Genomic DNA, 25,899 nt, shown 5'->3' with positions numbered 1-25,899 from the left:
TTTTGTGCTTTTAGAATATAATCTGACGTTGGTTCACAAATCCAGATTGACACTTACTAAGTTTGCAATCGGCGCCTAAAGCCTGGCGGCCTTGTTTTCTAAATTTGTACCTTTTCATAATGAATAAATTCCATATAATTTCAATTGAAATTATATGGAATAGGCTTATACTTAATTTATTTGTAATATATAGACTCTTTTTTTCGGAGGAGCTTATGAAAAAAAGCTTATCAAAATCTCTGGTATTAATTTTTCTTTCTCTTTCAACGGTATTTTCGGCCTCTACAGTATATGGGGGCGAATTTGACGTAAAAAGGTTTGAGATGCTGAATACCAATAAACTTATTAAAGGGGAAAATGTAGAATATACATTTATGATCCCTTATTCCTGGCAGAAATACGTTTCGCTTAAAAGAGAAATGCCGGGGAAAAAATCCGACTTTACGGAAAAAATAATAGTATATTATCAGGCTGTTGACGCTCCCGTTAAGCAGACGGTTTTAATGACCCTCTGCGTATACGATAAGGACAAGTGGAGCAATCAAAGCGGCTTTAGAAAAATATCCGAATCGGGAAGCCATGTTATGGCTATTTCAACCTCTACCTCTATCCCCTTTAGTTTCGGAAGCGATAAAATAAGATATGAGGACATGCTGAAAGAAGCAAATAACGATTATTTTCTTAAAACCTATATTAATTTTGAAGGGGGCAACACAGCGTCAAACGTCGTCTACGTAAACGGCAAAATGATGAAAAACGCCGCCTACCCCACAGTAAACAATATGGTGTACATACCCGTAAGAGAGGTCTGCGAGGCTCTGGGCTATAAAGTAAGCTGGTCTGAAAGAGACCAAATGGTTACGGTTTCAAGCCCCAACGGCGATTTTTACAGCCACCTTCTTTACGATACTCAGATAAATAAAAAATATCCCGTAATAAACAGGTCGGGGTTAAGCTATGTTTCCTCTTCCTATTTTCTTCAAGTCATAAAGTGCAATATTGAAATAGACGATAAATTTAACGTAAAAATAGTAAAATAAGGGAGCAGATCATGAAGCTTGGTATTTTAGGCTCTGGGGCCATCGTTCACACTTTTCTTTCCCAGATTTCAAAAACAAACGAAATAGAATTATGCGCCATATGCGGAAGGAAAAAAAGCAAAGACACCCTTGAAAAGCTGTCCTTGCAGTATCATATTAAAAAAATCTATTATGATTACGACGAAATGCTAAAGGACGACGAGATAACGGAAATCTACGTGGCCCTTCCCAACTCTTTGCATTATGAAAACAGCCTTTTAGCCCTTAACGCCGAAAAAAATGTAATTTGTGAAAAGCCCTTTACATCAAATATGAAAGAGCTTCTCCACTTAATAGACATAGCAAAAAAGAAATCCCTTTTTCTCTTTGAAGCAATCATCCCTATGTATCTTGAGAATTATTTTTCAATTAAAGAGGATTTAAATAGAATAGGCCGGGTTAAGATATTGCAGTTGGACTTTTCCCAATACTCCAGCCGTTACAATAATTTTAAACAGGGAGAAACGCCCATAGCCTTCGATCCGCTTTATTCCGGCGGCGCTCTGATGGACCTTAATATTTATAATATCCATTTTACCGTAGGTCTTTTCGGCCTTCCGGAAGAAATAAAATATTACCCCAATATGGAAAGGGGAATCGATACCTCGGGCATATTAATCCTCTCCTATAAGGATTTCAAGGCTTCTTTGGTGGCTTCAAAGGACTGCGCTTCCCAATCCTCCGGTAAAATCCTTGGAACAGAAGGGGCCATTACCGTGAATTCCCCTACCAGCATGTGCAAAAGCTATACCCTGAACATATACAATGAATATACGGATACGAAAAACCATAATTTATATCCCGAAATCATGATTCCTGAATTTAAAGCCTTTGATAAATGCATTAAAGAAAGAGATTTCAGCTTCTGCCATAAAATGCTCGACCATAGCATAAACGTAATGAAGGTATGCCAAAAAGCAAGAGAAGAAGCAGGAATTATCTTTCCGGCTGATAAAGTAAAGGAGATTTAATTTTAAAAAGGCCCGGCATAAGCCGGGCCTTTACATTATTTCTATCTGTTGTTATACTGAAAACTATATTTATTGCCTTTTTAATGCTAATACTTGGATTCATGTAAAATATACCAAACAAACTTGAAAAATTATACAATAATCAGCTTATGAATAGTTTTTTAAGGAGCATCTTCTGATAGTTAACAAACGTCTTTTCATCCTTGTAACTATAAAAGATGAAAATAATTTTTTAACCGGCAAGATGATACTCACTTATTCTGCTATATAAATTTGCTATGGAGGAATTAAATTGGAATTAATTCTTGGAATTGATGTAGGCGGTTCTACTACAAAAATTGTAGCCTTTGACCGCAATAAAAATAGTAAAGGCACCCTTCAGGTAAAGGCAGGCGATCAGCTTACTTCTCTTTACGGTGCATTGGGCCATTTCCTTAAAATAAACAATCTTTCATTAACGGATATTTCTGAGATAGCCCTTACGGGTGTTGGGGCAAGCCTTATGGATGAAAATATTTATAATATTCCCACGTTTAAAGTAAACGAATTTGAGGCTATTGGTAAAGGCGGTCTTTTTCTTTCCGGCCTTTCCAGAGCCCTTATCGTAAGTATGGGAACAGGCACCGCCTATGTACAGGCAGATCAGAGTACCTTTCGCCACATAGGGGGAACAGGCGTCGGCGGCGGAACCTTAGTCGGCCTTTCATGGAAACTTCTAAAAGAAGATAATATTCCTTTGGTTTCTTCTATGGCCCTTAAGGGAAATTTGAGAAATGTAGATCTTTCCGTAGGCGATATCAGTAAAATTACCATTCCTTCCTTGCCGCCTTATACCACGGCAGCCAACTTCGGCAAGATAGAGCATACAGCTTCCAGAGAAGATATGGCTTATGCCCTTATTAATATGGTGCTTCAAACTGTAGGCATGATGGCTGTTTTTGCCTGCATCCATACGGAGCCTCAAAGCATCGTTCTTACGGGGACCCTGACCACTCTGCATCAGGCAGAGAAAGTATTTGAAGAACTGGGGGCTCTCCATCATAAAACATTTATTATTCCGGAAAACAGCGTTTTTGCCACAGCCATAGGAGCAGTTCTTTGCAGAATAGAAAATAAAGAATAATTAATAAGCCGGCGTTTATTCTGCAAATAAATTAAGTTTTAGATTAAATGCCTCTAATTTTCCGTCACTATTTTATAAATGCAGTTATTGACAATGAAAAATATTTATTCTACTATAAATTTAAAATATATACGGCTAATTCAAGTATGTTTCCTAAATTCAGAACATACCAAAAGCAAATAATATAAGGGCGATTCATTAGTGAATAAATCGATGCACTCATAAATCAAATCAACCTTTTATTTTTATCTGGTTAAATTGCATGCCCTGTTTTGCTTAATCATCTGCCGAATTCATATGGAGGCGCAATATTTATGAAGACCCTTGGCATTATAGGCGGTATGGGCCCTCTGGCAACAGCCGATTTGTTTAAAATGATTATCGAGCTTACACCGGCTAAATCCGATCAGGAGCACATCCCTGTTTTAATTGACAGCAATACTAATATCCCCGACCGCACCGCTGCTATCCTTAGCTGCGGTAAGGACCCCCGTCCTGAAATGATTCATTCAGCAAAGCGTCTTCAGGAGGCAGGAGCCGATTATCTTCTGATGTCCTGCAATACTGCCCATTATTTCTACGATGACATTGCAGAAAACATCCATATTCCTTTGCTTCATATGCCCAAACTTACAGCAGAATACGCCCGCCAAAAAGGATATAAAAAGGTGGCGCTTTTGGCTACCGACGGCACCATCAAATCAGGCGTATATTCTAATGCCTTTGGAAATTCCGGCGTTGAAATCATCACCCCTGATGAAGAAGGACAAAAAAGCATTATGGGCTTTATTTATGACGGTGTAAAGTCCGGCAATTGGCATTACCCTATAGAGCCTGTAGAAAAAGCGCTTTCGGCCCTTTCGGTCTTAGGAGCAGAAGCCTTTATTTTAGGCTGCACAGAGCTTCCCATAGGCTTTAAGGAATTTCATATTGAAGCCCCCACCATTAACCCTACGGAAGTGCTGGCAAGAAAGGCCATAGAAACAGTATTAGGTTAAATTAAAAAGGGTAAAGGCCTGCAGCCTTTACCCTTTTGATAATCTTTATTTATTCTTTAAATTATACCATGCGCATAAGCCGGGATACTGAGCGGCTTCGCCTAATTCTTCTTCGATTCTGATAAGCTGGTTGTATTTTGCAACCCTGTCGGAACGGGCAGGCGCACCTGTTTTAATCTGGCCTGCGTTTACGGCAACAGCGATGTCTGCGATGGTTGCGTCTTCTGTCTCGCCTGAACGGTGAGAAATAACTGTGGTCATGTTGTTATTCTTAGCCATTTCGATAGCGTCAAAGGTTTCTGTTAAGGTTCCAATCTGGTTTACCTTTACGAGGATGGAGTTTGCTACGCCAAGGTCGATGCCCTTTGAAAGTCTTTCTGTGTTTGTAACAAAAAGGTCGTCGCCCACAAGCTGAACCTTCTTGCCTAATTTTTCATTAAGGTATTTCCATCCTTCCCAGTCGTCTTCTGCAAGACCGTCTTCAATGGAAATGATAGGATATTTCTCGCAAAGAGATACATACATCGCAACCATTTCTTCGGAAGTTCTTACAATTGTTTCGGAAAGACCTTTTGCCTTTGTTTCGCCTTCAAAATAGTATTTTCCGTCTTTGAAAAGCTCTGTGGAAGCAACGTCCATAGCAATTTTAATATCTGTGCCCGGTTTATAGCCGCTCTTTTCAACAGCTTCAAGGATTACGTCTATTACTTCTTCAGGCGTGGCAAGGTCTGGAGCAAAGCCACCTTCGTCACCTACTGCTGTAGATAAGCCTTTGGATTTTAATACTTTTTTAAGGTTGTGGTAGATTTCTGCGCTCATTCTTAATGCTTCGGAGAAGCTTTCAGCGCCCACAGGCATAATCATGAATTCCTGGAAGTCTACAGTGTTATCGGCATGCTTTCCGCCGTTTAAAATATTCATCATCGGTACCGGAAGCTTCTTTGCGTTAAATCCGCCTAAATACTGGTATAAAGGCATGTTTAAAGCTTCTGCTGCGGCCTTTGCAACTGCTATGGAAACGCCTAAAATTGCGTTTGCGCCAAGTTTAGCCTTATTTGGTGTTCCGTCAAGGGCTATCATAGTTCTATCTATTGTAACCTGATCAAGGGCGTTAAGGCCTACGATTTCATCAGCGATGATGTCGTTTACGTTTTCTACCGCTTTTAAAACGCCTGCACCCATATAAGAGCTTCCGCCGTCACGAAGCTCTACGGCTTCAAAAGCGCCTGTGGAAGCGCCTGATGGAACAGCTGCTCTGCCTAAATATTCTCCTGCGTCGTCTCCTACAATTACTTCAACTTCTACAGTCGGATTGCCTCTGGAATCCAATACCTGTCTTGCATGTACCTCAAGAATTTCAAGAAATCCCTTCATTAATTATTGCTCCCTTCATCACTTAGAATGTATATAATCTGCAAGCCTTTGATAAGGCTTCTATCAAGCTAATATTTTAATGCCTTTCCAAAAGAGAATGGCCTGTCATTTCCGCAGGCTTTTCTATACCCATCATATCAAGGAGGGTCGGTGAAATATCACAGAGCTTTCCGCCTTCCTTAACGGCCTTGCAGGAAGGGCAGTTTATGATTACAAAAGGCACGGGGTTCGTGGTATGGGCCGTAAAAGGCTCTTTCGTATCATAATCCACCATTTTGTCGCTGTTTCCATGGTCGGCGCATAAGAACATCTGGCCTCCGGCCTTTATTAAAGCGTCTAATGCTCTGCCTACACAGCCGTCTACGTATTCAACTGCAGCTACTGCGGCCGGAATATCTCCCGTATGGCCTACCATATCGGGGTTGGCATAGTTTATAACAATTAAATCATATTTTTTAGACTCAATGGCATTTACTAAAGCTTCCGTAACCCCTTCGGCGCTCATTTCAGGCTTAAGGTCATAGGTTGCTACCTTAGGGGAAGGAATGAGTATTCTGTCTTCTCCTTTATAAGGCGCTTCTACACCGCCGTTAAAGAAAAATGTCACATGGGCGTATTTTTCTGTTTCCGCAAGACGAAGCTGGGTAAGGCCAAGGGAAGCAATATATTCTCCCATGGTATTGTTAAGCCCGCCTGCATGGAATGCAACTAATTTGTTTGGTATGGTTACATCGTATTCTGTAAAGCAGATGTATTTAAGCTTCATTTTAGGGCATTCAAAGCCTTTAAATTCAGGATCAACAAGGGCTCTTGTAATCTCCCTTGCCCTGTCCGGGCGGAAATTATAGAATATGATAGCGTCATTTTCCTGTATTTTAGCTATAGGCTCGCTAGCTTTTGTTATAACAGAAGGAATGATAAACTCGTCTGTAACATCTTCTTTATAAGAAGCCTCCATGCACTCTGAAGCGGAAGAAAAGCTGCTGCCCTTTCCGTAAACCATTGCATCATAGGCCTTTTCAATTCTTTCCCATCTGTTGTCCCTATCCATGGCGTAATATCTGCCGGATACGGTGGCGATTTCTCCTACGCCTAATTCCTTCATCTTTTCTTCAAGCTGTTTGATATATTGAAGGCCTGATCTTGGGGGCGTATCCCTTCCGTCCATAAAGCAATGAACGTAAACTTTATGAAGGCCATTTCTCTTTGCAAACTCTAAAAGGCCGTAAAGGTGCTCTATATGGCTATGAACGCCGCCGTCAGACAATAAACCAAGAAAATGTAGTGCTGAATCATTTGCCTTACAATTTTCAACAGCCTGAAGGAATTCGGGGTTTTCAAAGAAATCTCCGTCTTCTATGCTTTTTGTTATTCTTGTAAGTTCCTGATAGACGATTCTTCCGGCGCCGATATTGGTATGGCCTACTTCCGAATTCCCCATTTGACCGTCGGGAAGGCCTACGTTTAAACCGGAAGCTTGTCCTTCTGCCCAAGGGTAATTTTCAAAAATCTTGTCTATATTGGGGGTTTTAGCCATTTTTATGGCATTGCCCTCAGTTTTATCCGTAAGGCCAAAGCCGTCTAAAATCATTAAAACAGTTGTCTTTTTTTCCATAAAAATCTCCTAACAATTCACAATGTCGGCAAATTCAAGCTTAAGGCTTGCGCCTCCTACAAGACCCCCGTCAATGTTTTCCATGGCGAAAAGCTCTGCCGCATTCTTTCCGTTCACGCTTCCTCCGTAAAGAATTCTTGTCTTCTCGGCAGTCTCTTTTCCATAAACTTCTCCGATAACATTTCTTATGGCGGCACACACTTCCTCCGCCTGTTCACTGGTAGCCGTTTTTCCTGTACCAATTGCCCATACAGGCTCATAGGCCACAACGATTTCAGCAACCTGCTTTTCTGTAAGGCCTTTCAGGGCAATTTTCGTCTGAAGCCTTACAAGGTCAACGGTTATGCCCTGTTCTCTTTGGTCTAAAGTTTCTCCTACGCATACTATAGGAACTATTCCCTGCTCAACTGCCTTTAATACCTTTTTGTTTACGATTTCATCGGTTTCGTGGAAATAGGCTCTTCTCTCAGAATGGCCGATAACGACATAGCAAACCCCAGCATCTTTCAGCATCAGCGGAGAGGTTTCTCCCGTGAAGGCACCCTTTTCCTCAAAATACATATTTTGAGCGCCTACTTTAATATCGCTTCCTGAAACGGCTTCTGAAACTGCTGTGATATCAATGTCCGGTACGCATACTAATACTTCCGCATCCTTATTAATTAAAGCGCCTTTAAGCTCGGATACAAATTTCTTTGCTTCGGAAGGGGTTAAATTCATCTTCCAATTTCCTGCAACAAGTCTTTTTCTCAAAATACACACCTCTTTGTAGAATTGGGCTCATAAGCCTTTTAAAAGTCAATTAGCTTTAATAGTAAATTTAAAGTCAAACAATAACAAAACCATACATTTACCCAGACTCAAAATTATATGGTTTTCGAAGGAAATCTGTATTTTAAGTCTTTAGCGTAAGCTCTTATTGCTTCTTTTTTAAAAAATTACTATAGTATAATTTTATAAAGCAAATTAACAGAAGTCTTTAAACTTATTTATCCTGTACCGCCATAACCCCCGGAAGTTCCTTTCCTTCAAGGAACTCAAGGCTTGCGCCTCCGCCGGTTGAGATATGGCTCATTTTATCTTTATATCCTAAAAGGGTAACGGCAGCGGCAGAATCTCCCCCGCCTATGATGGTGGTGGCTTCAATATTGGCAAGAGCTTCGGCTACGGCAATGGTTCCCTTGGCGAAGTTTTCAAATTCAAATACGCCCATAGGTCCGTTCCAAATAACAGTCTTTGCTTCCTTAAGGGCCTCGGCAAAAATCTTTCTTGATTCCTCGCCGATATCAACGCCCATCCAGCCGTTTTCTATTTCAGAAGAAAGAACCGTTTTATATTCCGTATCGTTTTTAAACTCCTTCACAACTACCGTGTCTACTGGAAGAAGAAGCTTTATATTGTTTCTTTCAGCCTTTTCAAGCATTTCCTTCGCATAGGGAATTTTATCTTCTTCAAGGAGAGAATTTCCTACTTCATAACCTTTTGCTTTAAAGAAGGTATAGGCCATGCCGCCGCCTATAATTAAAATATCCACTTTATCAAGAAGGTTATTAATAACAGCAATTTTATCTGATACCTTTGCCCCTCCTAAGATGGCGGCAAAAGGACGGTTGGGGTTATTTACGGCATTGCCGAGATATTCTATTTCTTTTTCCATTAAATAGCCTACGGCGGATTCCTTTACAAATTCAGTAACGCCCACGGTGGAGCAATGAGCCCTGTGAGAAGAACCAAAAGCGTCGTTAACGAATAAATCACATAGGGAAGCAAGGTCTTTTGAAAATGCTTCTTCGTTTTTTGTCTCTTCTTTTCTAAAACGGGTATTTTCAAGAAGCACAATATCTCCGTCTTGCATTTTTTCAACAGCACTTCTTGCATTTTCGCCTACAACCGCTTCATCGCAGGCAAAAGTAACTTCCTTATTTAAAAGCTCTGAAAGCCTTGCTGCAACAGGACCTAATGAAAGGCTTGGGTCAAAGCCCTTGGGCTTTCCGAGATGAGAACAAAGTATAACCCTCGCGCCTTCTGAAATCAATTTCTTTATAGTGGGAACGGCAGCCACAATCCTAGTGTCATCGGTAATTACTCCATCCTTTAAAGGAACATTAAAATCGCACCTTACAAGCACTCTCTTGCCTTTTGGCGCCAAATCCTCTACAGACCTTTTCTTAAGCATATTTTAGCTCCCTTCTTAAAGCTTTGTTAATGAATTAACAAATAAGCTCTTTTTCCATTATATTCTACCATGTTTTGCACCTGCAAACAAGTGTTGCTAAGGCTTGCAGCCGTCGCATCCCTCCAGATTTTTAACCTTTGGAGCATCTTACAAAACTCTATTGATATAAAGGCTTCTTATTGTTAAAAATAATGCTATTTTAATCTTATAATTTCGTGGCAAAAATAATTTTGATAATATATATAGAATACTTTTTTAAAATCAATCTATTATTTTACCTAATGCCATGTTTTTATTATTACTCCGTTTTGCAAAAATATGAATTTTCCGAAATCTTCCATTAAGTTTGCTATTTGTCTTCCAATGTTTCAGTTATATTAAAAATATATTACTTTTGAACAAACTGAAGAAAATTTTATAAGTTTAGTATATAATATATCTATGGCTTTTTACTCAGCAGTTCAATATTAGGTTTTAATTATAACAGGAGCTTTTAAAAAGCCCCTTATCAATTTACTTTTACTGTACTTCGTAGTCGGAATAAATGTAAATTGATTATAAGACATACTTAATTTGAATTGCTTAGGGGGATATACTGAAAGAGCAACTGGTTTTCGCATTGTTAAATAGCCCGGACTTCTTATCCTAAGAATTATGCAAATAAGATTATCTGCATAATTACCTTAGAATAAACTTGTCCTAATAAAAATTATAAGGAGGTTTTAATTAATGAAGAAATTTGCTAGGCCATTGGCATTTGCTTTGGCTGCCCTTATGGCAATACCCGCCATGCAGTCTCAAGCTTTAGCCGACACAAAGTATAAAATTAATTTAAACGGTAGAGTTCTTACAACTCAAAACCAAATACAAAACATCAGCGACAGAATACTTCTTCCTTATCGTGAAATAGGAGAAGCCATGGGCGCCACCGTTGAATGGTATGAGCCTGAAAGAAAGGTTATGGCATTCAGAGGCAACCGCTATTCCTTTATGAATATTGGCAGCTCTGTAGTTACATACGGTGAATTTACAATAGATTCCCTTGGCTATAAACAATACACCAGTGAAAAAACTGAGTTCCTCCCCGTAGCTCCTGTTATTATTAATAACTGGACCTATATCCCTGTAAGAAGCATAGCTGAAACCCTCGGCGCAACCGTTTCATGGGACGCTGCTACAAATACGGCATATATAACTGCAAATGCTGTTGCTGACCCTGTACCCCCTGAACCTGAGGTTGAAATCCCCGATAATTACGGTGATTTTTCAAATACCTCTTATTTCAGAATCATATCCTCTTCCGCTATTAAGGAAATGTACCAGGACAGCAATAAATACCCATTTATTTTTGTTCTTTACGATAGTTCCGAAGAAAGCTCAAAAATGATGGTTCCAAATATTCAGGACGCTGCTCAAGATGAAAAATACAGAATTTACGGCGTGGATATGAATGATTCCAATAACAAGGCTTCCGATAACAATTGGCTTTGGAACGGTTTCTTCAGAGAAAGAGAATTTAAAGACCCGACAGTTTATTTTGTAAAATCCAAATCTGACGTTACTCAGATGCAGGCTCCTACAGATATGGATAAGCTTCAAAAGGAAATAGCAAAGTTTGCAACGGTAGCTTCCACTGAATACGACTATGCAGATTTTGACGATACAACTTATTTCAAGTCAAAATCCGACACAACGATTCAAAAAGAATACAACAATAAAAATGAGTTTATCGTGGTTCTCTATGACCGTACAGACGAGGATTCAAAGCAATATATCCCGGTAATCAAGGCTGCAGCAAAAGAGAAAAAGGCTTTAGTTTACGGCCTTGATATCGATAAATATCCTAACTTCTATAAAAATGTAGATTTTCTGAAGAATTATAGATATGACGCAACAGATGAGCTTCCTGTTATGTTCCTTATGTATAAAGACAAAGACGATATGGAAACCTATAAGCAGCCTAAGACCCTTGAAAAGGTAAAATCCATTATAGATGAATTTAATAACCATAAGAGTACTTCAAGCTCATCAAGATATGATGATATAAAGAATTCAATCCTTAACAACGCAAGCATTGAACAGCTTGATGAATATTACAGAGACAATGAAAGCTTTATCGTCGTTTTATATGATAGCTCCGATAAGGACAGCCAGGAAGATGTTGAAAGAATCGCCGATATCTTAAGAACTGATGACAGGTTTTCATATACCCGTTTTTATTACGGATTAAATATCTCTTCCAACACTCATGATAATTCAGACTGGGAGGATTATAACTGGCTTTTGGACAATGCACCGTCAACCAGCAGATTCCCTGCATTGCTGTACTACAAAAACGGCAAGTATGACAGTAAGCTTTCCGATGCTACAAGTACCAGCGATATAGAAAACTTCCTTAAAAGCAAAGAAAAATAGATGAATACAAAAGAAGGCCGCACGTTTTACGTGCGACCTTCTTTTTTGTAACCTATCTTTAAGTATAATTACACAGCCCTCTCTATAACCCCGCCGCAGAGAATATTTCCGTCTTTATCGTAAAATACCGCTGCCTGACCGGGGGTTACGGCTCTTTGGGACTCCTTAAATTTACAGAGAATATTTTCCCCTTGAGCAGTAATTTCGGATAATACAGGCTTATGGGAGTATCGAATTTTTGCGTAGGCCTCCATAGGCTCCTTTACAGATTCAACCGCCATATAATTTATATCCGATGCCATAAGGCCTTCAGAAAAAAGCTCCTTATTTTCAGAAAGCACAACCTCATTTGTTAACGGGTTGATTTCCTTTACAAACATAGGCTTTCCAAAAGCGATGCCAAGACCCTTTCTTTGACCGACCGTATAGTGGACTATACCTTTGTGTTTTCCTATAATATCCCCGTCTGTATTTACGAAGTTTCCGGGAAGTATTTTTTTACCCCCTTCTTCCTCAATAAATCCGCCGTAATTATTATCGCTTATAAAGCATATCTCTTGACTGTCGGGCTTATTAAATACCTTTAGGCCGATTTCCTTTGCAATGGAACGCACCTCATCTTTTTCTATTCCTGAAAGAGGCATCAGCGTATGTTTCAATTGGAACTGCGTTAGGCCATAGAGCGCATATGTCTGATCCTTTGGATTATTAAAATCCATTTGAAGGGCATATCGCCCATTTTTAAGCTCTGTTATTTTAGCATAATGGCCTGTAGCAATATATTGGGCCTCCATGAAAAGAGCTCTTGCAAGAAGAGCTTCCCATTTTACATGTTTATTGCATGCAATACAGGGATTGGGCGTCCTTCCCAAATAATACTCATCTATAAAATAATTAATTACCTTATCCTTGAAAATCTGTTTAAAATTAAATACATAAAAAGGAATATCCAGGTCAGCGCATACTTTTCTTGCATCTTCAACGGCACTCAAGCCGCAGCAACCGCCCTTATCCTCGATATCGCATCTTTTTTCGTCCTGCCATATTTGCATGGTTACGCCTATTACGTCATAGCCCTGCTTTTTTAAAAGATAGGCGCCGACGGAGCTGTCAACTCCGCCGGACATTGCCATTACTACCTTTTCAGCCATTTCTTCACCTATTCCTGAAAAATATCCCCGTGATCATGCTCCTCGTCTGAAGGAGGCTTTAAACCTGCGATCACAAGATTATTTTTTTGCGCGTAATCCCAAAGAGCGGCATGAATCGCCTCTTCCGCGAGAACAGAACAATGAACCTTTACAGGGGGAAGCCCGTCAAGAGCTTCCATAACAGCCTTATTTGTTATTTTCAAAGCATCTTCAACAGATTTTCCTTTAATAAGCTCCGTAGCCATACTGCTTGTTGCTACGGCTGCACCGCAGCCAAAGGTTTTAAATTTAACGTCCTCAACAATATTATTTTCTATTTTAAGGTATACTTTCATTATATCTCCGCATTTGGCATTTCCTACGGTTCCTACGCCGCTTGCATCTTTTATCTCACCCATATTTCTGGGATTGCTGAAATGATCCATTACCTTTTCGCTGTACATCATATCTTTCTCTCCTTGTCGTGTGTATAATAAGGCTTTTTGCGGAACAGGCGGCCTGTTCCGCATTTTATTTCTTATTTATCTTTATTTAAAAAATCTTCATACAAAGGAGACATTTCCCTTAATCTTTCAACAATAGGGGGAAGAGTCTCTATGAGATATTCAATTTCTTCTTTTGTGTTATATCTTCCCAAGGATATTCTTAAGGAGCCGTGGGCCTTTTCATGAGGGAGGCCAATTGCCAGAAGAACATGGGAAGGATCAAGGCTTCCCGATGTGCAGGCAGAGCCGCTTGATGCCGCTATGCCCTTCATATCCAAAAGCAAAAGCATGGATTCACCTTCAATAAACTCAAAGGAAAGATTTAAGTTCCCGGGAAGCCTGCTGTCTCTGTCACCGTTTAAACGGCAGTAGGGTATTTTAGAAGTAAGGCCGTCAATAGCCCTGTTTCTAAGTGCCGTAAGCCTTGTTATTTCCTCTTCCATTTCTTCTCCCATAAGCTCTATAGCTTTCCCAAGACCTACGATTCCGGCTACATTTTCCGTTCCGGCACGCCTTCCTCTTTCCTGCGCGCCGCCGTGAATAAAGGGCCTTAAAACGATGCCCTTTCTTGCGTAAAGCGCGCCTACGCCCTTAGGCCCGTAAAGCTTATGAGCAGATAAAGTAAGAAGGTCAATATTAAGCGCATTTACGTCTATGGGCACATGGCCCACTGCCTGAACGGCGTCAGTGTGGAGCAGAATGCCCTTTTCTTTTGCAATTTTTCCGATTTCTTTTATAGGCATAATCGTTCCGATTTCATTATTTGCAAACATGATGGAAATGAGTATAGTCTCGTCCTTTATGGCGTCCTTTACCTGCTCCGCAGTTACCAATCCCTCTTCGTTAACGGGAAGATACGTTACCTCATAGCCGTTTTTCTCAAGATATTCACAGGTATGCAAAACAGCGTGATGCTCTATATTCGTTGTTATAATATGATTTCCTTTGGGCTTTTTAGACTCGGCAATGCTTTTTATAGCCCAGTTATCCGCTTCTGTTCCGCTTCCTGTAAAGTAGATTTCCATAGGCTCTGCCCCCAAAGCCTTGGCAACCTGCTCTCTTGCCTTTTCCATAGAAATTTTGCTTTCTCTTGCAATGGTGTAAATGCTTGAAGGGTTTCCGTATTGACTTTCCAGAAAAGGTCTCATTTCGTTGAAAACTTCTTCCCGCACTTTTGTTGTTGCGGCATTGTCAAAATAAATATTTGTTTTCATTGCTCCACTCCCTAAATATAGCTTTTACCTAATTTATATTGTTCTGCAAGATCCTTAATGGTAATAGAATCAACTACACCCCATAAGGAATCATATATTTTCTCCCATACAGGCCTTGTAACACAGGTATCACATAAGCCGATTCCGCAGGAACATTCAGAATTTTCATCAAGGCATTCCACGGGAAAAAGAGAGCCTTCCATCACCGTCAAAATATCTCCGACAGTTATTTGAGAAGCCTCCTTCGCAAGCATATAGCCCCCTTGAGCACCTCTGATGCTTTCCACAAGGCCCGCCTTCCTGAGCTTCATCACAAGCTGCTCAAGATAGCTTTCCGATATTCCAATCCTTTCGGCAACACTTTTCAAGCTCACACATTTATCGTCGCTCCACGCGGCAATATCTATCATTGCTTTTAAGCCATATCTGCCCTTTGTGGAAATTTTCATTTCATCACCTCATTATATCCTACCAAAGCACTGGGAATTCATCTTTTACAGAATATCATCTAACATTTTCAATGTCAAGTATTTTAGTAGGAATTAAAAAAAAGAAAATATAGTGGATAAATTTGAAGAAATAAACCTGATATTATAAAGATTTACATATTTAAATGCTATTTTATAGCTAACAAAAATAAAGCTTCTTTGTTTACTATAAAAAGACATTTACTTAACAACCATTCATAGGCTTTAACTTATATTATTAAGTTGGCTTAATATAAATATAATTCTGTACTAGAGCCGTTTGCTTAAATAAGGCAAATATCAAATTATCAGCTTTTTCCACAAATGCCATAAGATGCGCAGGCTGAATAAAATAATACTAAGAACATATTCTTGCATTACTTTATTTACAGCAAAACAAGATTAAGGCAGAAACAAAACCTATTTTTCATAAACGGCTTAAAATATAGAATCGCTATTTTAAGCCATTCAAAATATACGGTTTTTGTTACGCTAATTCATTGTTTTGCTATAGTTGCTATAAATTATATTTTAAAACCTTATAATTTTTACTGGAAAAGTATGAAACATCAATTATATTTCAAGAAATACCTTACTAAGGGTTCGAAAGCCCCCGCTGCTCGGTAAAATGACCTTCGGGCCGGATTTATCCGACCCGAAAAGGCAAATTATAATAAAATAAGCAAATAAATGCCACAAAAGGCTTATATTCGGAATAGGCTTTTGCGGCTGCTTTCCTTTTGTTCAATGATACATTAAATACTGCAGCCCCAAAGAATAATACAAACCTTCTAAAACCGGCCAATTACCTTTGAGTACCTTTTGTACCTGAAATACAATTATTGTAAAGCTCCTCCGCCTTCTTCCAGTTCACTACTTTGAGCCAATCGTCAATGTAGGCCGCTCTTTCATTATAATGCTTAAGATAATAAGCATGCTCCCACACATCGGTCGTTAAAACAGGGCAAAGGTTTTGGGCAATGGGCGTGTTCTGGTTTGCCGATGTCACTATTCTCAGATTTCCCCAGGGCGTAACTACAAGCCATGCATACCCTGAACCAAATACGGATAATGCTTGATTCTTAAGTTCTTCTAAAAAATTATCAACAGTGCCGAAGTCCTTTACAATAGCCGAATAAAGCTTTCCTCTTCGAAGGCCTTCCGACGGGTTTATCATGCCGTTAAAATATAAAATATGGTTATAGACACCGCCTGCGTTATTTATTATAGTCTGGCGGACAGCAAGAGGAAGTCTCCCTGCATTATATATAAGCCTCTCCAGAGACCAGCTTTGGAGCTGGGGATAATCCTTAAGGGCATCATTAAGATTATTTACATAGGTCTGCAAATGTCTGTCATGATGGAGATGCATGGTCTTTGTATCGATAAAAGGCTCAAGGGCATCATATGCGTAAGGCAGGGGCGGATTTACGAAGGGATAGTGTTCATTCATAGAATCACCTTTCATTTTATAATTTTCTCTATATATAGTATATTCATGGAAATTAAATACGTGTAAAACAAAAGGCCTGCCCAAAATAATATAGTTAATTTACTTTTATTTCATCTGTACCGCTATGGCCCGAAACAGCATGAAATCAAATAAAAGTAAATTGACGAAAACTTTTTTACATACCCCTCTATAATTTAAAAAATAATATAATCTGAAAATGACATCTGGACTGGAAAGACATCAAACCGTTACTTTCTAAAGTCCACAGTGCTTTCTTAAACCATTCCGCCCTCTTTTCTTCAGCTGTTTCTTTAAATAAGGCAGGCAGTAAAATAATTTGATTGGAGGAACAAAAACCGTATATTTTATACTTAGTAAACCTGAAAATACTTACAGCAAAGCTATAAAAGTGTTTTCAGGTGAACGTTCCCTTATAGCCAAAGTTCTTTTCATCTTTGTTGGCTATGAATGGCTTAATATAAGCGTTTCTATTGTATTAAGCCGTTTATGAAAAATCGTTTCTTGTTACTGCCTTAAATCTATTTTACTAAAATTATATAAATTTGCCTTTTCGTAATCAATAAAGGCAGATAGCGCCTTTGCTATCTGCCTTATATTTCATTATATTTATTTCCTGCCTGATTACTTATTTCGGGCTTTAAATTTTTCCTCTACAAGCTTTGCGGCCCCCTTATCTAAAAGCACCGTAACATTACGGTGAAACTGAAGTATGGAAGCGGGCATTTCGGGGGTTACATCTTCAAAAAAAGCCTTATAGATGGCTTCTGCCTTATTCTCCCCATAAGCTATCAGAATAATTCTCTTGCTCATCATAATGGATTTTATACCCATGGTGATACCATATTTTGGAACCTCTTCCATAGAATCAAAAAACCTTGAATTGGCGTTTATTGTGCTTTCCGCAAGCTCTACCAAATGAGTATTGGCCTTAAAGGACTTGGAAGGCTCGTTAAAGCCTATATGGCCGTTTGTTCCGATGCCTAATATTTGAAAGTCGATGCCGCCGTTTTCTTCTATGAGCTTGTCATAGTCTTTGCATTCTTTATCCACGTCTTTCGTCTCACCGTTAGGAATAAATTGATTGTTAAAATCAATATTAATATGGTTAAAAAGATTGTCTTTCATAAAATAGTCATAGGACTGGGAATTGGATTTCTGAATAGGATAATATTCGTCAAGGTTAAAAGCCCTGATGCCTGAAAAGTCCACAGCCTTTTCATTATAAAGCTTTATAAGCTCCTTATACATACCTACAGGAGAGCCTCCCGTGGCAAAGCAAACATTGCTTTTATGATTTTCCTTTATGGTTTCCGAAAGGAGCATCGCCGCCTTTACGCCTATTTCCTCCGCAGAATCAAAAACATAAATATTTATATTACCAAAATCCAGCATGATTACCTCCAAGCATATTTTAAACCGATGGCTGAATATCTATTTAAGGCCAGTATAGGCGCCTTTTATAGATATAAAGCATCGGTCTTTTGATTATGGGCTTAATTATATTAGCATCGGGAGAAAAAGTCAATTTATACTAAGCTGGCTTAAAATGCTTTACAAATATATGCTTGTAAAGCAAAGTGGGTGAACTTAAAAAAGACATAATCCCATGCTTATAAATCTTTTTTAAGCAAGCGGCCTTATAATACGACAAATGCATGAAAAATCCTAAACAAGATTTTGATTTTAGCGTCGCAGACTTTAAGCAATTTGATGGGACTTACTTCCATCAAATTGCAAAGATTTACAAAGTTTCTCTTGGAACTTTGTAAATCTTCCTACAGTGTATCGCCAAAATTTTATTTTGGCTCCAGGACAAATGCTTTCATGCGTTTATCCTTGGCTCACAGCCACCTGAAAACAAAAAAGACAGGTCTAAAACCTGCCCTTTATTTTTAGCATTGATAAGATTATATAACCCCTATAATATCCAATTCTTCTCTTTCGTGAAGGTCTATTATTTCCTCGCCGACTCTTACCATAGGCCTTGAAAGATCTGTAGGGTTTATGAAAACAATTTCACCGCTTCTTCCGTCGTTTAATTTAACCCAGCTGCCATAATAGGTATAGGCGATATTTTTAAGAAAAACCAAAAGATATGTAGTATCCAGTTCGCCGTAGCTTGATATTTGAAATTTCTTTATTACCTCAAAAGGACATATGCGCCCTCTATATACCCTGTCGGAGGTCATGGCGTCATATATGTCGCATATGGCAATAATTCTTGCATATTTGCTTATTTTTTCATGGGTAACCCCCAAAGGGTAACCTGTTCCGTCTATTTTCTCATGGTGCATAAGAGCGCCCAGCTTTATTTCATTTGGTATATTTTGAGTTTGTAAAATACGATAGCCTAAAATCGTATGCTTTTTCATTATTTCATATTCCTTATCCGTAAGCCTTGTTTGCTTATTAAGGATAGAGTGAGGGATTTTAAGCTTTCCTATGTCATGCAAAAATCCTGCGGCGGTAAGATAAGTTGTTTCTTCATCGCTTAAACGAAGCCATGAAGCAAAAAGATTGCATAAAAGGGCGACGTTGCTGCTGTGGCTAAAAGTATATTCATCATAGGATTTTAAAAAGCCGATGAATGTCAATATATCTGATTTACATTTAAGCTTGTTTATAATGCCGTCTGTAAACTCAGTAAGCTCATCAAGGTCAATTTGGGCCCCGTCGCTTATGGCTTTAAGGGTATCCTTTGCCACTTCGAACTTTTTATCGTATTCCTGCTCAAATTCTCGAAAATCAGGCCTTTCAGCAACAGAAACGGGAACCACCGGCTTGGCGGGACCTTCGTTAAAATCCTGCATTCCCTTTTTCTGAGCTAATTTATCTATATTTATATTAACTCTTTTTACGACTATTTCTTTTACATCACTTTCAAAAAGCTTTTTGAGGGTTGCTTGGCTTATTAATACATTCTTTGCAAGAAGCACCGTGCCCGACTGGGAAACTACTTCCTTGGCCGTAACCATTCCCGGGCGTACATTTTCTAGGTCAATCTTTTTATTTTCTGTCTGTGATATATTACCGTTCAAATAATCACCCCACTATACGTTTATCCTTTTTAAACTTATATTAAAATCAAAGATGTAAATTTACCTTTATCACCAACGGTAACAAAGAGTCTGGGGCAATATTTATGATAAAAGTAAATTTACTATACACAATCTATAAATAATTGTATAATATTTCTAATTACTCTAAGGAGGCATATAATTGAATAAATTCAGATATAAAATTGATTTTATGCCATTGGTGCTTTTTTCTCAGCTTATGGCAAGCTTCGTTCTATATTATATAAAATCCCGTATTGATATTTCTGTGCCCGGATCACTGATACTCAACAGCACATTTAGCTTTGTTGTTCCTATTTTTCTTTATAAATTAATAAGCGGAAAGAAATTCACTGAATTATTGATGCTCAATCCCTTAAGTTTCAAAAACATAGGCTATATCCTTGCCATAACCCTTTTTATGTATCCTATGATGAATTCCGTAGCCGGATTTTCTTCTTTATTTTTTAAAAATTATGTTTCGGATACGATAATGGAGCTTAAAGGCTATTCTTTTTATTATATTGCGTTTTCCCTTGCAGTCATACCTGCTGTGCTTGAGGAAGCTGCCTTTAGAGGGGTTCTTTTTTCTCAATATAAAAATATGAATATTATCAAAGCCGCCCTTTTAAACGGCTTATTTTTCGGACTTGTCCATCTGAACCTTCAGCAGTTTTCCTATGCTTTTTTCATAGGTTTTATATTCTCTATTTTAGTAAGCTCTACAAAATCTATTTACTCCTCTGTGATAGCGCATTTTGTGATAAATTTTACCTCCTGTTGTATATCATATATCGGCTTAAATGATAACGGCCTTCAGTCTGCCGTAAATATAAGTACAAAGGAGATGCTTATCTCTCTTATGGCAATATTCATATTAACCGTATTTCCTTTCACTTATATTTTAAACAAGTTTATATCATATAACAAGAAGGCTTTGAATAACTTGAATGATTTTGATATAAGTTCCAGGAAATTAATTAATCCTTTGTTCATTTTGACATTTTTGGCATATATTTATCTTTTAATAATAAATTCTTTTTAATAATTATTATTCCAATTGTTTTGATAAGGATTTCATCGTGTTTCTTACCCTTCTGGTTGCTTTATCTATTTTCTTTTCCAGTTCTTCAAGCTCTTTACTAATCTCTTTCTTTTTATCTGATGCCTTTTTCTTCTTAGGCCTGTAAAAGGAGCTGGCAAGCTTATTTGTAATCTGCTTTTTATTCATAACAATCTTCCTTTTAAATATATATTTAAGGATAGGCGTATCCCATGTCTGCTATACTAACATGAGCTCAACGAAATTAAAATTCCGCGAACCTTAGATAATATTCGTACAAATTTGCAGAAATTCACTGCAATGCATACATCTAAAGGTGCACTTAAGATTTTATACTCATAACGTGAAAAATCCTACGGATTTTCCCTTGCTGTGCAAGGGGTTCAACTCCGTCGAACTCATATTATAATATATATTTATTCAGGGAAGTCCAATGGGTTACAGGTAGCAGTGAAAAAATCCTTCTATATATACTAAACCGCCTGCCCTTAAGGGCAGGCGGTTGAAAGATTTTATTCGTCTTCGTTTTCCCAGTTATGGTAAACATTTTGAACATCGTCTTCTTCATCAAGAAGTGCCAAGAGCTTATTCATTTTCTTTATGTCGTCTTCATTATTGATTTCCGTATATGTTTGGGGAATCATGGTTACCTCCGCAGAAACCATGGGGATTCCAGCCTTTTCAAAAGCCTCTCTGACAGAAGAAAAGTCCTCCGGCAATGTCACTATTTCATATCCTTCTTCAACAGCTTCAAAGTTTTCAGCCCCTGAATCTAAGGCAAGCATCATAAGTTCATCTTCGTCTATGTTGTCGTCCTTTTCAACCATGATAAGGCCCTTTTCATCAAACATGAAAGAAACGCAGCCGGTAGTACCCATATTGCCGCCGCCTTTTGTAAAAGCGTTTCTAACGTTTGCAGCCGCTCTGTTTCTATTGTCTGTAAGTATCTCAACGATAACGGCAACACCGTTTGGTCCGTATCCTTCGTAAACGATGCTCTCATAATTTACGCCGTTTAAGTCACCGGCAGCTTTTTTAATGGACCTTTCTATGGTGTCATTTGGCATATTGCTGGATTTCGCCTTTGCCACAATATCTCTAAGCTTTGAGTTTACACTTAAATCCGGCCCGCCGGACTTTACGGCAACGGCGATTTCTCTGCCAAGCCTGGTAAATATCTTTCCTCTTTGGGCGTCATTTTTTTCTTTCTTATGCTTAATATTTGCAAATTTAGAATGTCCCGACATAAAAATCCTCCAATAATTAATTTATCCTAAGGGAACTTGAAATAACATCAATAAGCTGTATCTTAAATATCTTTTCAAGTTGGTTCTGTTTCGAGCTTTACAAATTCTCCGTCTATCAATGCAGCATATACGCTGTCACCGGAATATATCTCAGCCCTTGCAGAAGTAAGATTCTGTATCCTTTTTATAAAAGCCTCTTCAAGGCCTATTTCTATATAGACGACAAATTCCACGTTTTCCGTATAGCGTATGTTTTCTAAAACTTCTCCGCCGGTAAGTATATCATGCTGAACCTTGCCGGACATATTATAATCTACTTTAATAATAAGGTTTCTGTAAAGGATTTTTTCAATTATAACAGATTCCTTAATCGCTTTTGCCGCCGCCTTGGAATAGGCTCTTACAAGGCCCCCTGTTCCAAGAAGCGTACCGCCAAAGTATCTTGTGACAACCACCACCATATTTACAAGATCGTCACCTCTTAAAAGGCTCAATATGGGAAGGCCTGCCGTTCCGCTGGGCTCTCCGTCGTCAGATTGTCTTTCCATAATGATTTTATCGAAATACCTGTAAGCAAATGTATGATGGCTGGCATTGTTATGCTTTTTTTTAACTAAGTTTATAAATGCTGCGGCCTCTTCCTCATTTTGCGCATAAGAAAGTTCGGCAATAAACCTTGACTTTTTCTCGGTTATTTCCGCTTCATGGCCTTTATAAACAGTCTTATATCTTAAAAGCATTTGATCACCGTCGTCTTTAAACTATAAAGCCCCAAAAAGCTTCGCCTTTCAGGGCATTATTTATCCAAGCCAAAGCTTTTATACTATACCTAAATTGCGTTGAAACGATAGCATTGTCTTTACTTTAATTTTATTTTAAGCCTTCCCCTGCCAAATATTTATGAAGGAATAAAAGTAAATTGACTATATATAATACTATAACAAATATTTTATAAATTGTCTATAAATGCTCGCCGCTCACCCTGCGCGAATGCCTGCTATCCTTCGGCAAATACAATGACTGCGTCATATTCTTCATCAATTTCTTTGCCGCTTTCAATCTTAACATCCTTTACATATTCCTTAAGCTTTTCGCCTAAATCCTCATCATCGGTTATGATAATGCTTTCCTCAGGCTTCTCCTCTTCATAGGTTTCACTTAAAGTCACGATAAAGCCGGCTTCTGTAAGATTCTTTATGATGGCGTCGGTTTTTTCTTTATCCATTCCGGCGTTAAATATCTGTATTTTTGATTTTATTTCAGAAGGTTTGCTGTAAAATACTTCGTCAACGAGCTTTGCTGTCTCGACAGGGTCATAGAAATAATAGGAAATCTTGTCTTCGTTGTTGTTATAATAAACGTCTCTCGGCTCACCGGGCAAAGTAGTCATATCGAACTTACTTGGAGAAAGCTTGGGGATATACGTTATGTATTTATACATATCCGAAAGCTTGAAATCTGTTTCAACGTATTCATATACGGCTGAAAAAAGCCCGGGAGCATTGCTGATTAAATTTTCCTTTTTAAGGGCCTGTTCAAAAAAGCATTTCATAAATTCCTGCTGGACCTCTATTCTTTGAAGGTCGCCCATTCTATAGGTCGCCCTGTATCTTACGACCCCTTCGGCCATTTCTCCGTCAAGCTCTTGAACGCCCCCCGGCACATTAATGGTAAGGTCCTGCTCAGGGTCCCAGTAGGAAAGGCCCCCTTCAGGAATTTCCATTGTAACAGGGCCTAAAAGGTCTACAATTTTTTTAAATGCCTCTAAATCGATTCTTACAGTATAATCGATGGCGATACCCATATAGCTTTCAATCTGAGTTTTTACTGCCCATGGGCCCATTTCCCTTCCTGCCCAGGAGTGCAGATCCGTCATTTTAACCTCCGACGGAATTGACTTGCCTGCTTTTTCTTTAACTTCTGTCTTTATCTCAGGAAGAACAGAGCAATAGGTATCTCTCGGCACATTGATAAGGTTAATGGAGGCCGTATCCCTATCGAAGGAGCCTACAATAATAACGTCTGAAAGATGCTTGCTTTTGTCCGTTCCCAAAAGAAGCACATTGGTTTTTGCCGGCGGAAGAAGATTGTCCAAAAGACCGCTTTTATCGGAGCTTTCATTATTCTTATCATTATTTGAATCGATTTTCGTATAGTCCACAGGCTTTGACGCCGGCTTTGAAAACTTGGAAAAAGCGTAAAGACCTATGCTTGATATCAGGATAAAGACCCCTACTATCGATGCAACAATAATAAAATATTTTTTCATAAAATTTTTAGAGCCATTCTTCTGCCTGCTCATTTTAGCCATTTTATTTTTCACTCCCGCTCTTATAGTCCCTTTGTCACGGCAATCGTTTTATTATAGCTTTTAAGTATCACCGTAATTTCAAATCTCCATTAAAACATTATTAAACTTCAAAATAAAAAAGTATTTTGAAGTTTAATAGATACTGAATTTAATATTATTGTTCACAAAACTGAAAACAAATTTATTCATATACTATACCTAAGTTCAGGCTTTGTCTGAATTCCGTCACGAATACATTTTCTGAAAGAAAATGCATCAGCAGAACTTATGCTTACGACACAATAAAGCAAAGTGATTTGTACTCTTACACTTGCCCCATTTTTTAGTTCATTAAGTATAAAATATCCCCTCGGCTTACTTTTATTCTTAAAGCCGCCTTATTCACATAAAAGTAAATTATTTACAAGGAACATACAAAGTTTTTAAAAGTATAACAAATATTTCTTTTCTTTACAATAATTGAGATAAATAATTAAATATTTGTAATTTATTCTTAGATGTGTTCCCACTATATAAGTAAGCACATAAAAGAAGCGGCATTCAGCTAAATATATAATTTATAGCAAAACAAGATTAAGGCAGGAACAAAAACCTATTTTTTATAAACGGCTTAAACTATAGAATCTCTATTTTAAGCCATTCAAAATATACGGTTTTTGTTACGCTAATTCATTGTTTTGCTATAATTATGTTCAGAACTAAATACTGGTCAAAACGTATTTACTGCTTATTCATATAATGCAGGATAGCAATAGGGCTGCCAAGAGACGCGGATAAAGCATGGCATAATAACGCCTTTCAGATGCCTGTTTAGATTTGCGGAAACATCTCCTGATATATAAAAATAAAAATACGATTTTAAGGCTCTCCGCCAAAAAATCGTATTTTTAGATATGCTTCGACCTTTCTTAAAATTACATAGCCGAAATAAAGCCTATATAGTAAATTTTATAAAGAAGTAACAAACCCTTACTTGAATTCTAAGCTTTCGCAAAAACTGATTTACTATATGGCAGCAAATATGAGGATTTCCGGCTTTACTCATGTTAAAGGTCTGTATGCCATATACCCGCTGCTTTTATGTATTATTTCAAACCAAAGCTTATCATCAGCGCTTTATCAACCTTTTTCATAAGTTCGTCGTTTAGCCGGCATATTTTTTCCCTAAGCCTTTTTTTATCGATGGTTCTTACCTGCTCTAAGAGCACTACCGAATCCTTTACCAAAAGAGCCTGAACGCAATCTATCTCAATATGGGTGGGAAGCTTCGCCTTATTAATCTGGCTGGTTATGGCAGCGCATATGATTGTCGGGCTGTATCTGTTTCCCACATCGTTTTGAATAATAAGGACCGGCCGTATGCCGCCCTGCTCAGAGCCTACTACAGGGCTTAAATCCGCATAAAAAACGTCACCTCGTTTAACTAACACTGTAACCACTCCGTAAGATTAAGACAAAGGTTCATTTAATACGCATTCATACTAAATAAAGATTAAGAAGCCGACAGGCCTATTAAAATTCAGATAGTATACGCAGCTTATTCCCGCCATATGTAGTTTTTAAAAAGGTGGGCCTGCTTTGATATTAAACATTTCTTCCCATGTCCAAATACAATAATATTTAATTTAGCCCTAAACTAAATTATAAATATAGTATTTCCAAATGGGCCCGCCCTATACA

General features: G+C 38.2%; 22 protein-coding genes. 6 read left to right on the top strand and 16 right to left on the bottom strand.

What is annotated here, in order from left to right:
* Window positions 1–215 precede the first annotated feature (215 nt).
* From NBX03_RS02120 to cuyB, 4 genes are all read left to right on the top strand, one after another.
* Entirely contained in the window at window positions 216–1,040 is an 825-nt protein-coding gene (locus tag NBX03_RS02120) for a stalk domain-containing protein (protein WP_250229135.1), read from the top strand.
* Between the two features lie 11 nt (window positions 1,041–1,051).
* On the top strand, window positions 1,052–2,050 hold the full coding sequence (locus NBX03_RS02115) for a Gfo/Idh/MocA family protein (protein WP_250229134.1): 999 nt from the start codon (window positions 1,052–1,054) through the stop codon (window positions 2,048–2,050).
* A gap of 292 nt (window positions 2,051–2,342) precedes the next feature.
* On the top strand, window positions 2,343–3,173 hold the full coding sequence (gene coaW, locus NBX03_RS02110) for a type II pantothenate kinase (RefSeq protein ID WP_250229133.1): 831 nt from the start codon (window positions 2,343–2,345) through the stop codon (window positions 3,171–3,173).
* A 314-nt stretch (window positions 3,174–3,487) separates the two neighbouring features.
* Window positions 3,488–4,171: a cysteate racemase gene (gene cuyB / locus NBX03_RS02105; RefSeq protein WP_250229132.1), complete on the top strand. Its 684-nt coding sequence runs from the start codon at window positions 3,488–3,490 to the stop codon at window positions 4,169–4,171.
* A gap of 45 nt (window positions 4,172–4,216) precedes the next feature.
* On the opposite strand, the gene eno is transcribed toward cuyB, so the two are convergent.
* The 4 genes from eno to NBX03_RS02085 all read right to left on the bottom strand — a co-directional run bounded on the left by eno (window position 4,217) and on the right by NBX03_RS02085 (window position 9,336).
* Window positions 4,217–5,545 (bottom strand): phosphopyruvate hydratase, encoded by a 1,329-nt coding sequence (gene eno, locus NBX03_RS02100; protein ID WP_250229131.1) that lies wholly within the window; start codon window positions 5,543–5,545, stop codon window positions 4,217–4,219.
* Window positions 5,546–5,621: 76 nt separating this feature from the next.
* On the bottom strand, window positions 5,622–7,160 hold the full coding sequence (gpmI, locus tag NBX03_RS02095; RefSeq protein ID WP_250229130.1) for a 2,3-bisphosphoglycerate-independent phosphoglycerate mutase: 1,539 nt from the start codon (window positions 7,158–7,160) through the stop codon (window positions 5,622–5,624).
* Window positions 7,161–7,169: 9 nt separating this feature from the next.
* Window positions 7,170–7,916, bottom strand: a complete 747-nt coding sequence (gene tpiA, locus NBX03_RS02090; protein ID WP_250230204.1) for a triose-phosphate isomerase — start codon at window positions 7,914–7,916, stop codon at window positions 7,170–7,172.
* Window positions 7,917–8,145: 229 nt separating this feature from the next.
* Window positions 8,146–9,336, bottom strand: a complete 1,191-nt coding sequence (locus tag NBX03_RS02085; protein WP_250229129.1) for a phosphoglycerate kinase — start codon at window positions 9,334–9,336, stop codon at window positions 8,146–8,148.
* 729 nt (window positions 9,337–10,065) lie between these two features.
* Here NBX03_RS02085 and NBX03_RS02080 point away from each other — a divergent pair.
* Window positions 10,066–11,751, top strand: a complete 1,686-nt coding sequence (locus NBX03_RS02080; RefSeq protein ID WP_250229128.1) for a copper amine oxidase N-terminal domain-containing protein — start codon at window positions 10,066–10,068, stop codon at window positions 11,749–11,751.
* Window positions 11,752–11,819: 68 nt separating this feature from the next.
* Here the strand turns inward: NBX03_RS02080 and mnmA are convergent, their stop codons facing one another.
* The 7 genes from mnmA to NBX03_RS02045 all read right to left on the bottom strand — a co-directional run bounded on the left by mnmA (window position 11,820) and on the right by NBX03_RS02045 (window position 19,580).
* Window positions 11,820–12,902 carry a tRNA 2-thiouridine(34) synthase MnmA gene (mnmA, locus tag NBX03_RS02075; protein ID WP_250229127.1) on the bottom strand — a complete coding sequence of 361 codons (1,083 nt, stop codon included), beginning with the start codon at window positions 12,900–12,902 and terminating at the stop codon, window positions 11,820–11,822.
* Window positions 12,903–12,910: 8 nt separating this feature from the next.
* Entirely contained in the window at window positions 12,911–13,345 is a 435-nt protein-coding gene (nifU, locus tag NBX03_RS02070) for a Fe-S cluster assembly scaffold protein NifU (protein WP_250230203.1), read from the bottom strand.
* A gap of 74 nt (window positions 13,346–13,419) precedes the next feature.
* Complete coding sequence (gene nifS / locus NBX03_RS02065) at window positions 13,420–14,601, bottom strand: cysteine desulfurase NifS (protein WP_250229126.1); 1,182 nt, start codon at window positions 14,599–14,601, stop codon at window positions 13,420–13,422.
* Between the two features lie 11 nt (window positions 14,602–14,612).
* Entirely contained in the window at window positions 14,613–15,050 is a 438-nt protein-coding gene (locus NBX03_RS02060) for an RrF2 family transcriptional regulator (RefSeq protein ID WP_250229125.1), read from the bottom strand.
* A gap of 823 nt (window positions 15,051–15,873) precedes the next feature.
* The gene (locus tag NBX03_RS02055) at window positions 15,874–16,521 is read right to left on the bottom strand and encodes a superoxide dismutase (protein ID WP_250229124.1); all 648 of its coding nucleotides are present in this window, start codon (window positions 16,519–16,521) and stop codon (window positions 15,874–15,876) included.
* Window positions 16,522–17,163: 642 nt separating this feature from the next.
* Window positions 17,164–17,934: a glucosamine-6-phosphate deaminase gene (gene nagB, locus NBX03_RS02050; RefSeq protein WP_330638440.1), complete on the bottom strand. Its 771-nt coding sequence runs from the start codon at window positions 17,932–17,934 to the stop codon at window positions 17,164–17,166.
* A 515-nt stretch (window positions 17,935–18,449) separates the two neighbouring features.
* Window positions 18,450–19,580 (bottom strand): HD-GYP domain-containing protein, encoded by a 1,131-nt coding sequence (locus tag NBX03_RS02045; protein ID WP_250229123.1) that lies wholly within the window; start codon window positions 19,578–19,580, stop codon window positions 18,450–18,452.
* A 181-nt stretch (window positions 19,581–19,761) separates the two neighbouring features.
* On the opposite strand from NBX03_RS02045, the gene NBX03_RS02040 reads away from it, so the two are divergent.
* A complete protein-coding gene (locus NBX03_RS02040) occupies window positions 19,762–20,643 on the top strand; it encodes a CPBP family intramembrane glutamic endopeptidase (RefSeq protein WP_250229122.1) in 882 nt (293 codons plus the stop codon).
* Window positions 20,644–20,649: 6 nt separating this feature from the next.
* Here NBX03_RS02040 and NBX03_RS02035 read toward each other — a convergent pair whose 3' ends face one another.
* The 5 genes from NBX03_RS02035 to NBX03_RS02015 all read right to left on the bottom strand — a co-directional run bounded on the left by NBX03_RS02035 (window position 20,650) and on the right by NBX03_RS02015 (window position 25,649).
* Complete coding sequence (locus NBX03_RS02035; protein WP_250229121.1) at window positions 20,650–20,829, bottom strand: hypothetical protein; 180 nt, start codon at window positions 20,827–20,829, stop codon at window positions 20,650–20,652.
* 344 nt (window positions 20,830–21,173) lie between these two features.
* On the bottom strand, window positions 21,174–21,908 hold the full coding sequence (locus NBX03_RS02030) for a YebC/PmpR family DNA-binding transcriptional regulator (RefSeq protein WP_250229120.1): 735 nt from the start codon (window positions 21,906–21,908) through the stop codon (window positions 21,174–21,176).
* A 74-nt stretch (window positions 21,909–21,982) separates the two neighbouring features.
* On the bottom strand, window positions 21,983–22,648 hold the full coding sequence (locus NBX03_RS02025; RefSeq protein ID WP_250229119.1) for an IMPACT family protein: 666 nt from the start codon (window positions 22,646–22,648) through the stop codon (window positions 21,983–21,985).
* Between the two features lie 257 nt (window positions 22,649–22,905).
* The gene (locus NBX03_RS02020; RefSeq protein WP_250229118.1) at window positions 22,906–24,219 is read right to left on the bottom strand and encodes an LCP family protein; all 1,314 of its coding nucleotides are present in this window, start codon (window positions 24,217–24,219) and stop codon (window positions 22,906–22,908) included.
* A gap of 1,085 nt (window positions 24,220–25,304) precedes the next feature.
* The gene (locus NBX03_RS02015) at window positions 25,305–25,649 is read right to left on the bottom strand and encodes a type II toxin-antitoxin system PemK/MazF family toxin (RefSeq protein ID WP_250229117.1); all 345 of its coding nucleotides are present in this window, start codon (window positions 25,647–25,649) and stop codon (window positions 25,305–25,307) included.
* Window positions 25,650–25,899 lie beyond the last annotated feature (250 nt).

Source organism: Anaeropeptidivorans aminofermentans, assembly GCF_940670685.1.
Lineage (GTDB): Bacteria > Bacillota > Clostridia > Lachnospirales > UBA5962 > Anaeropeptidivorans > Anaeropeptidivorans aminofermentans.
This window is presented reverse-complemented; position numbering and strand designations above follow the sequence as displayed.

Bases quoted from the DNA above. Each gene is read 5' to 3' on its own strand.
- NBX03_RS02060 (WP_250229125.1), bottom strand. From the start codon at position 15,050: ATGAAAATTTCCACAAAGGGCAGATATGGCTTAAAAGCAATGATAGAT.
- nagB (WP_330638440.1), bottom strand. From the start codon at position 17,934: ATGCTGGATTTTGGTAATATAAATATTTATGTTTTTGATTCTGCGGAG.
- NBX03_RS02120 (WP_250229135.1), top strand. From the start codon at position 216: ATGAAAAAAAGCTTATCAAAATCTCTGGTATTAATTTTTCTTTCTCTT.
- cuyB (WP_250229132.1), top strand. From the start codon at position 3,488: ATGAAGACCCTTGGCATTATAGGCGGTATGGGCCCTCTGGCAACAGCC.
- eno (WP_250229131.1), bottom strand. From the start codon at position 5,545: ATGAAGGGATTTCTTGAAATTCTTGAGGTACATGCAAGACAGGTATTG.
- nifS (WP_250229126.1), bottom strand. From the start codon at position 14,601: ATGAAAACAAATATTTATTTTGACAATGCCGCAACAACAAAAGTGCGG.
- NBX03_RS02035 (WP_250229121.1), bottom strand. From the start codon at position 20,829: ATGAATAAAAAGCAGATTACAAATAAGCTTGCCAGCTCCTTTTACAGG.
- nifU (WP_250230203.1), bottom strand. From the start codon at position 13,345: ATGTACAGCGAAAAGGTAATGGATCATTTCAGCAATCCCAGAAATATG.
- NBX03_RS02030 (WP_250229120.1), bottom strand. From the start codon at position 21,908: ATGTCGGGACATTCTAAATTTGCAAATATTAAGCATAAGAAAGAAAAA.
- NBX03_RS02115 (WP_250229134.1), top strand. From the start codon at position 1,052: ATGAAGCTTGGTATTTTAGGCTCTGGGGCCATCGTTCACACTTTTCTT.
- NBX03_RS02020 (WP_250229118.1), bottom strand. From the start codon at position 24,219: ATGGCTAAAATGAGCAGGCAGAAGAATGGCTCTAAAAATTTTATGAAA.
- NBX03_RS02025 (WP_250229119.1), bottom strand. From the start codon at position 22,648: ATGCTTTTAAGATATAAGACTGTTTATAAAGGCCATGAAGCGGAAATA.
- gpmI (WP_250229130.1), bottom strand. From the start codon at position 7,160: ATGGAAAAAAAGACAACTGTTTTAATGATTTTAGACGGCTTTGGCCTT.
- NBX03_RS02085 (WP_250229129.1), bottom strand. From the start codon at position 9,336: ATGCTTAAGAAAAGGTCTGTAGAGGATTTGGCGCCAAAAGGCAAGAGA.
- mnmA (WP_250229127.1), bottom strand. From the start codon at position 12,902: ATGGCTGAAAAGGTAGTAATGGCAATGTCCGGCGGAGTTGACAGCTCC.
- NBX03_RS02080 (WP_250229128.1), top strand. From the start codon at position 10,066: ATGAAGAAATTTGCTAGGCCATTGGCATTTGCTTTGGCTGCCCTTATG.
- NBX03_RS02055 (WP_250229124.1), bottom strand. From the start codon at position 16,521: ATGAATGAACACTATCCCTTCGTAAATCCGCCCCTGCCTTACGCATAT.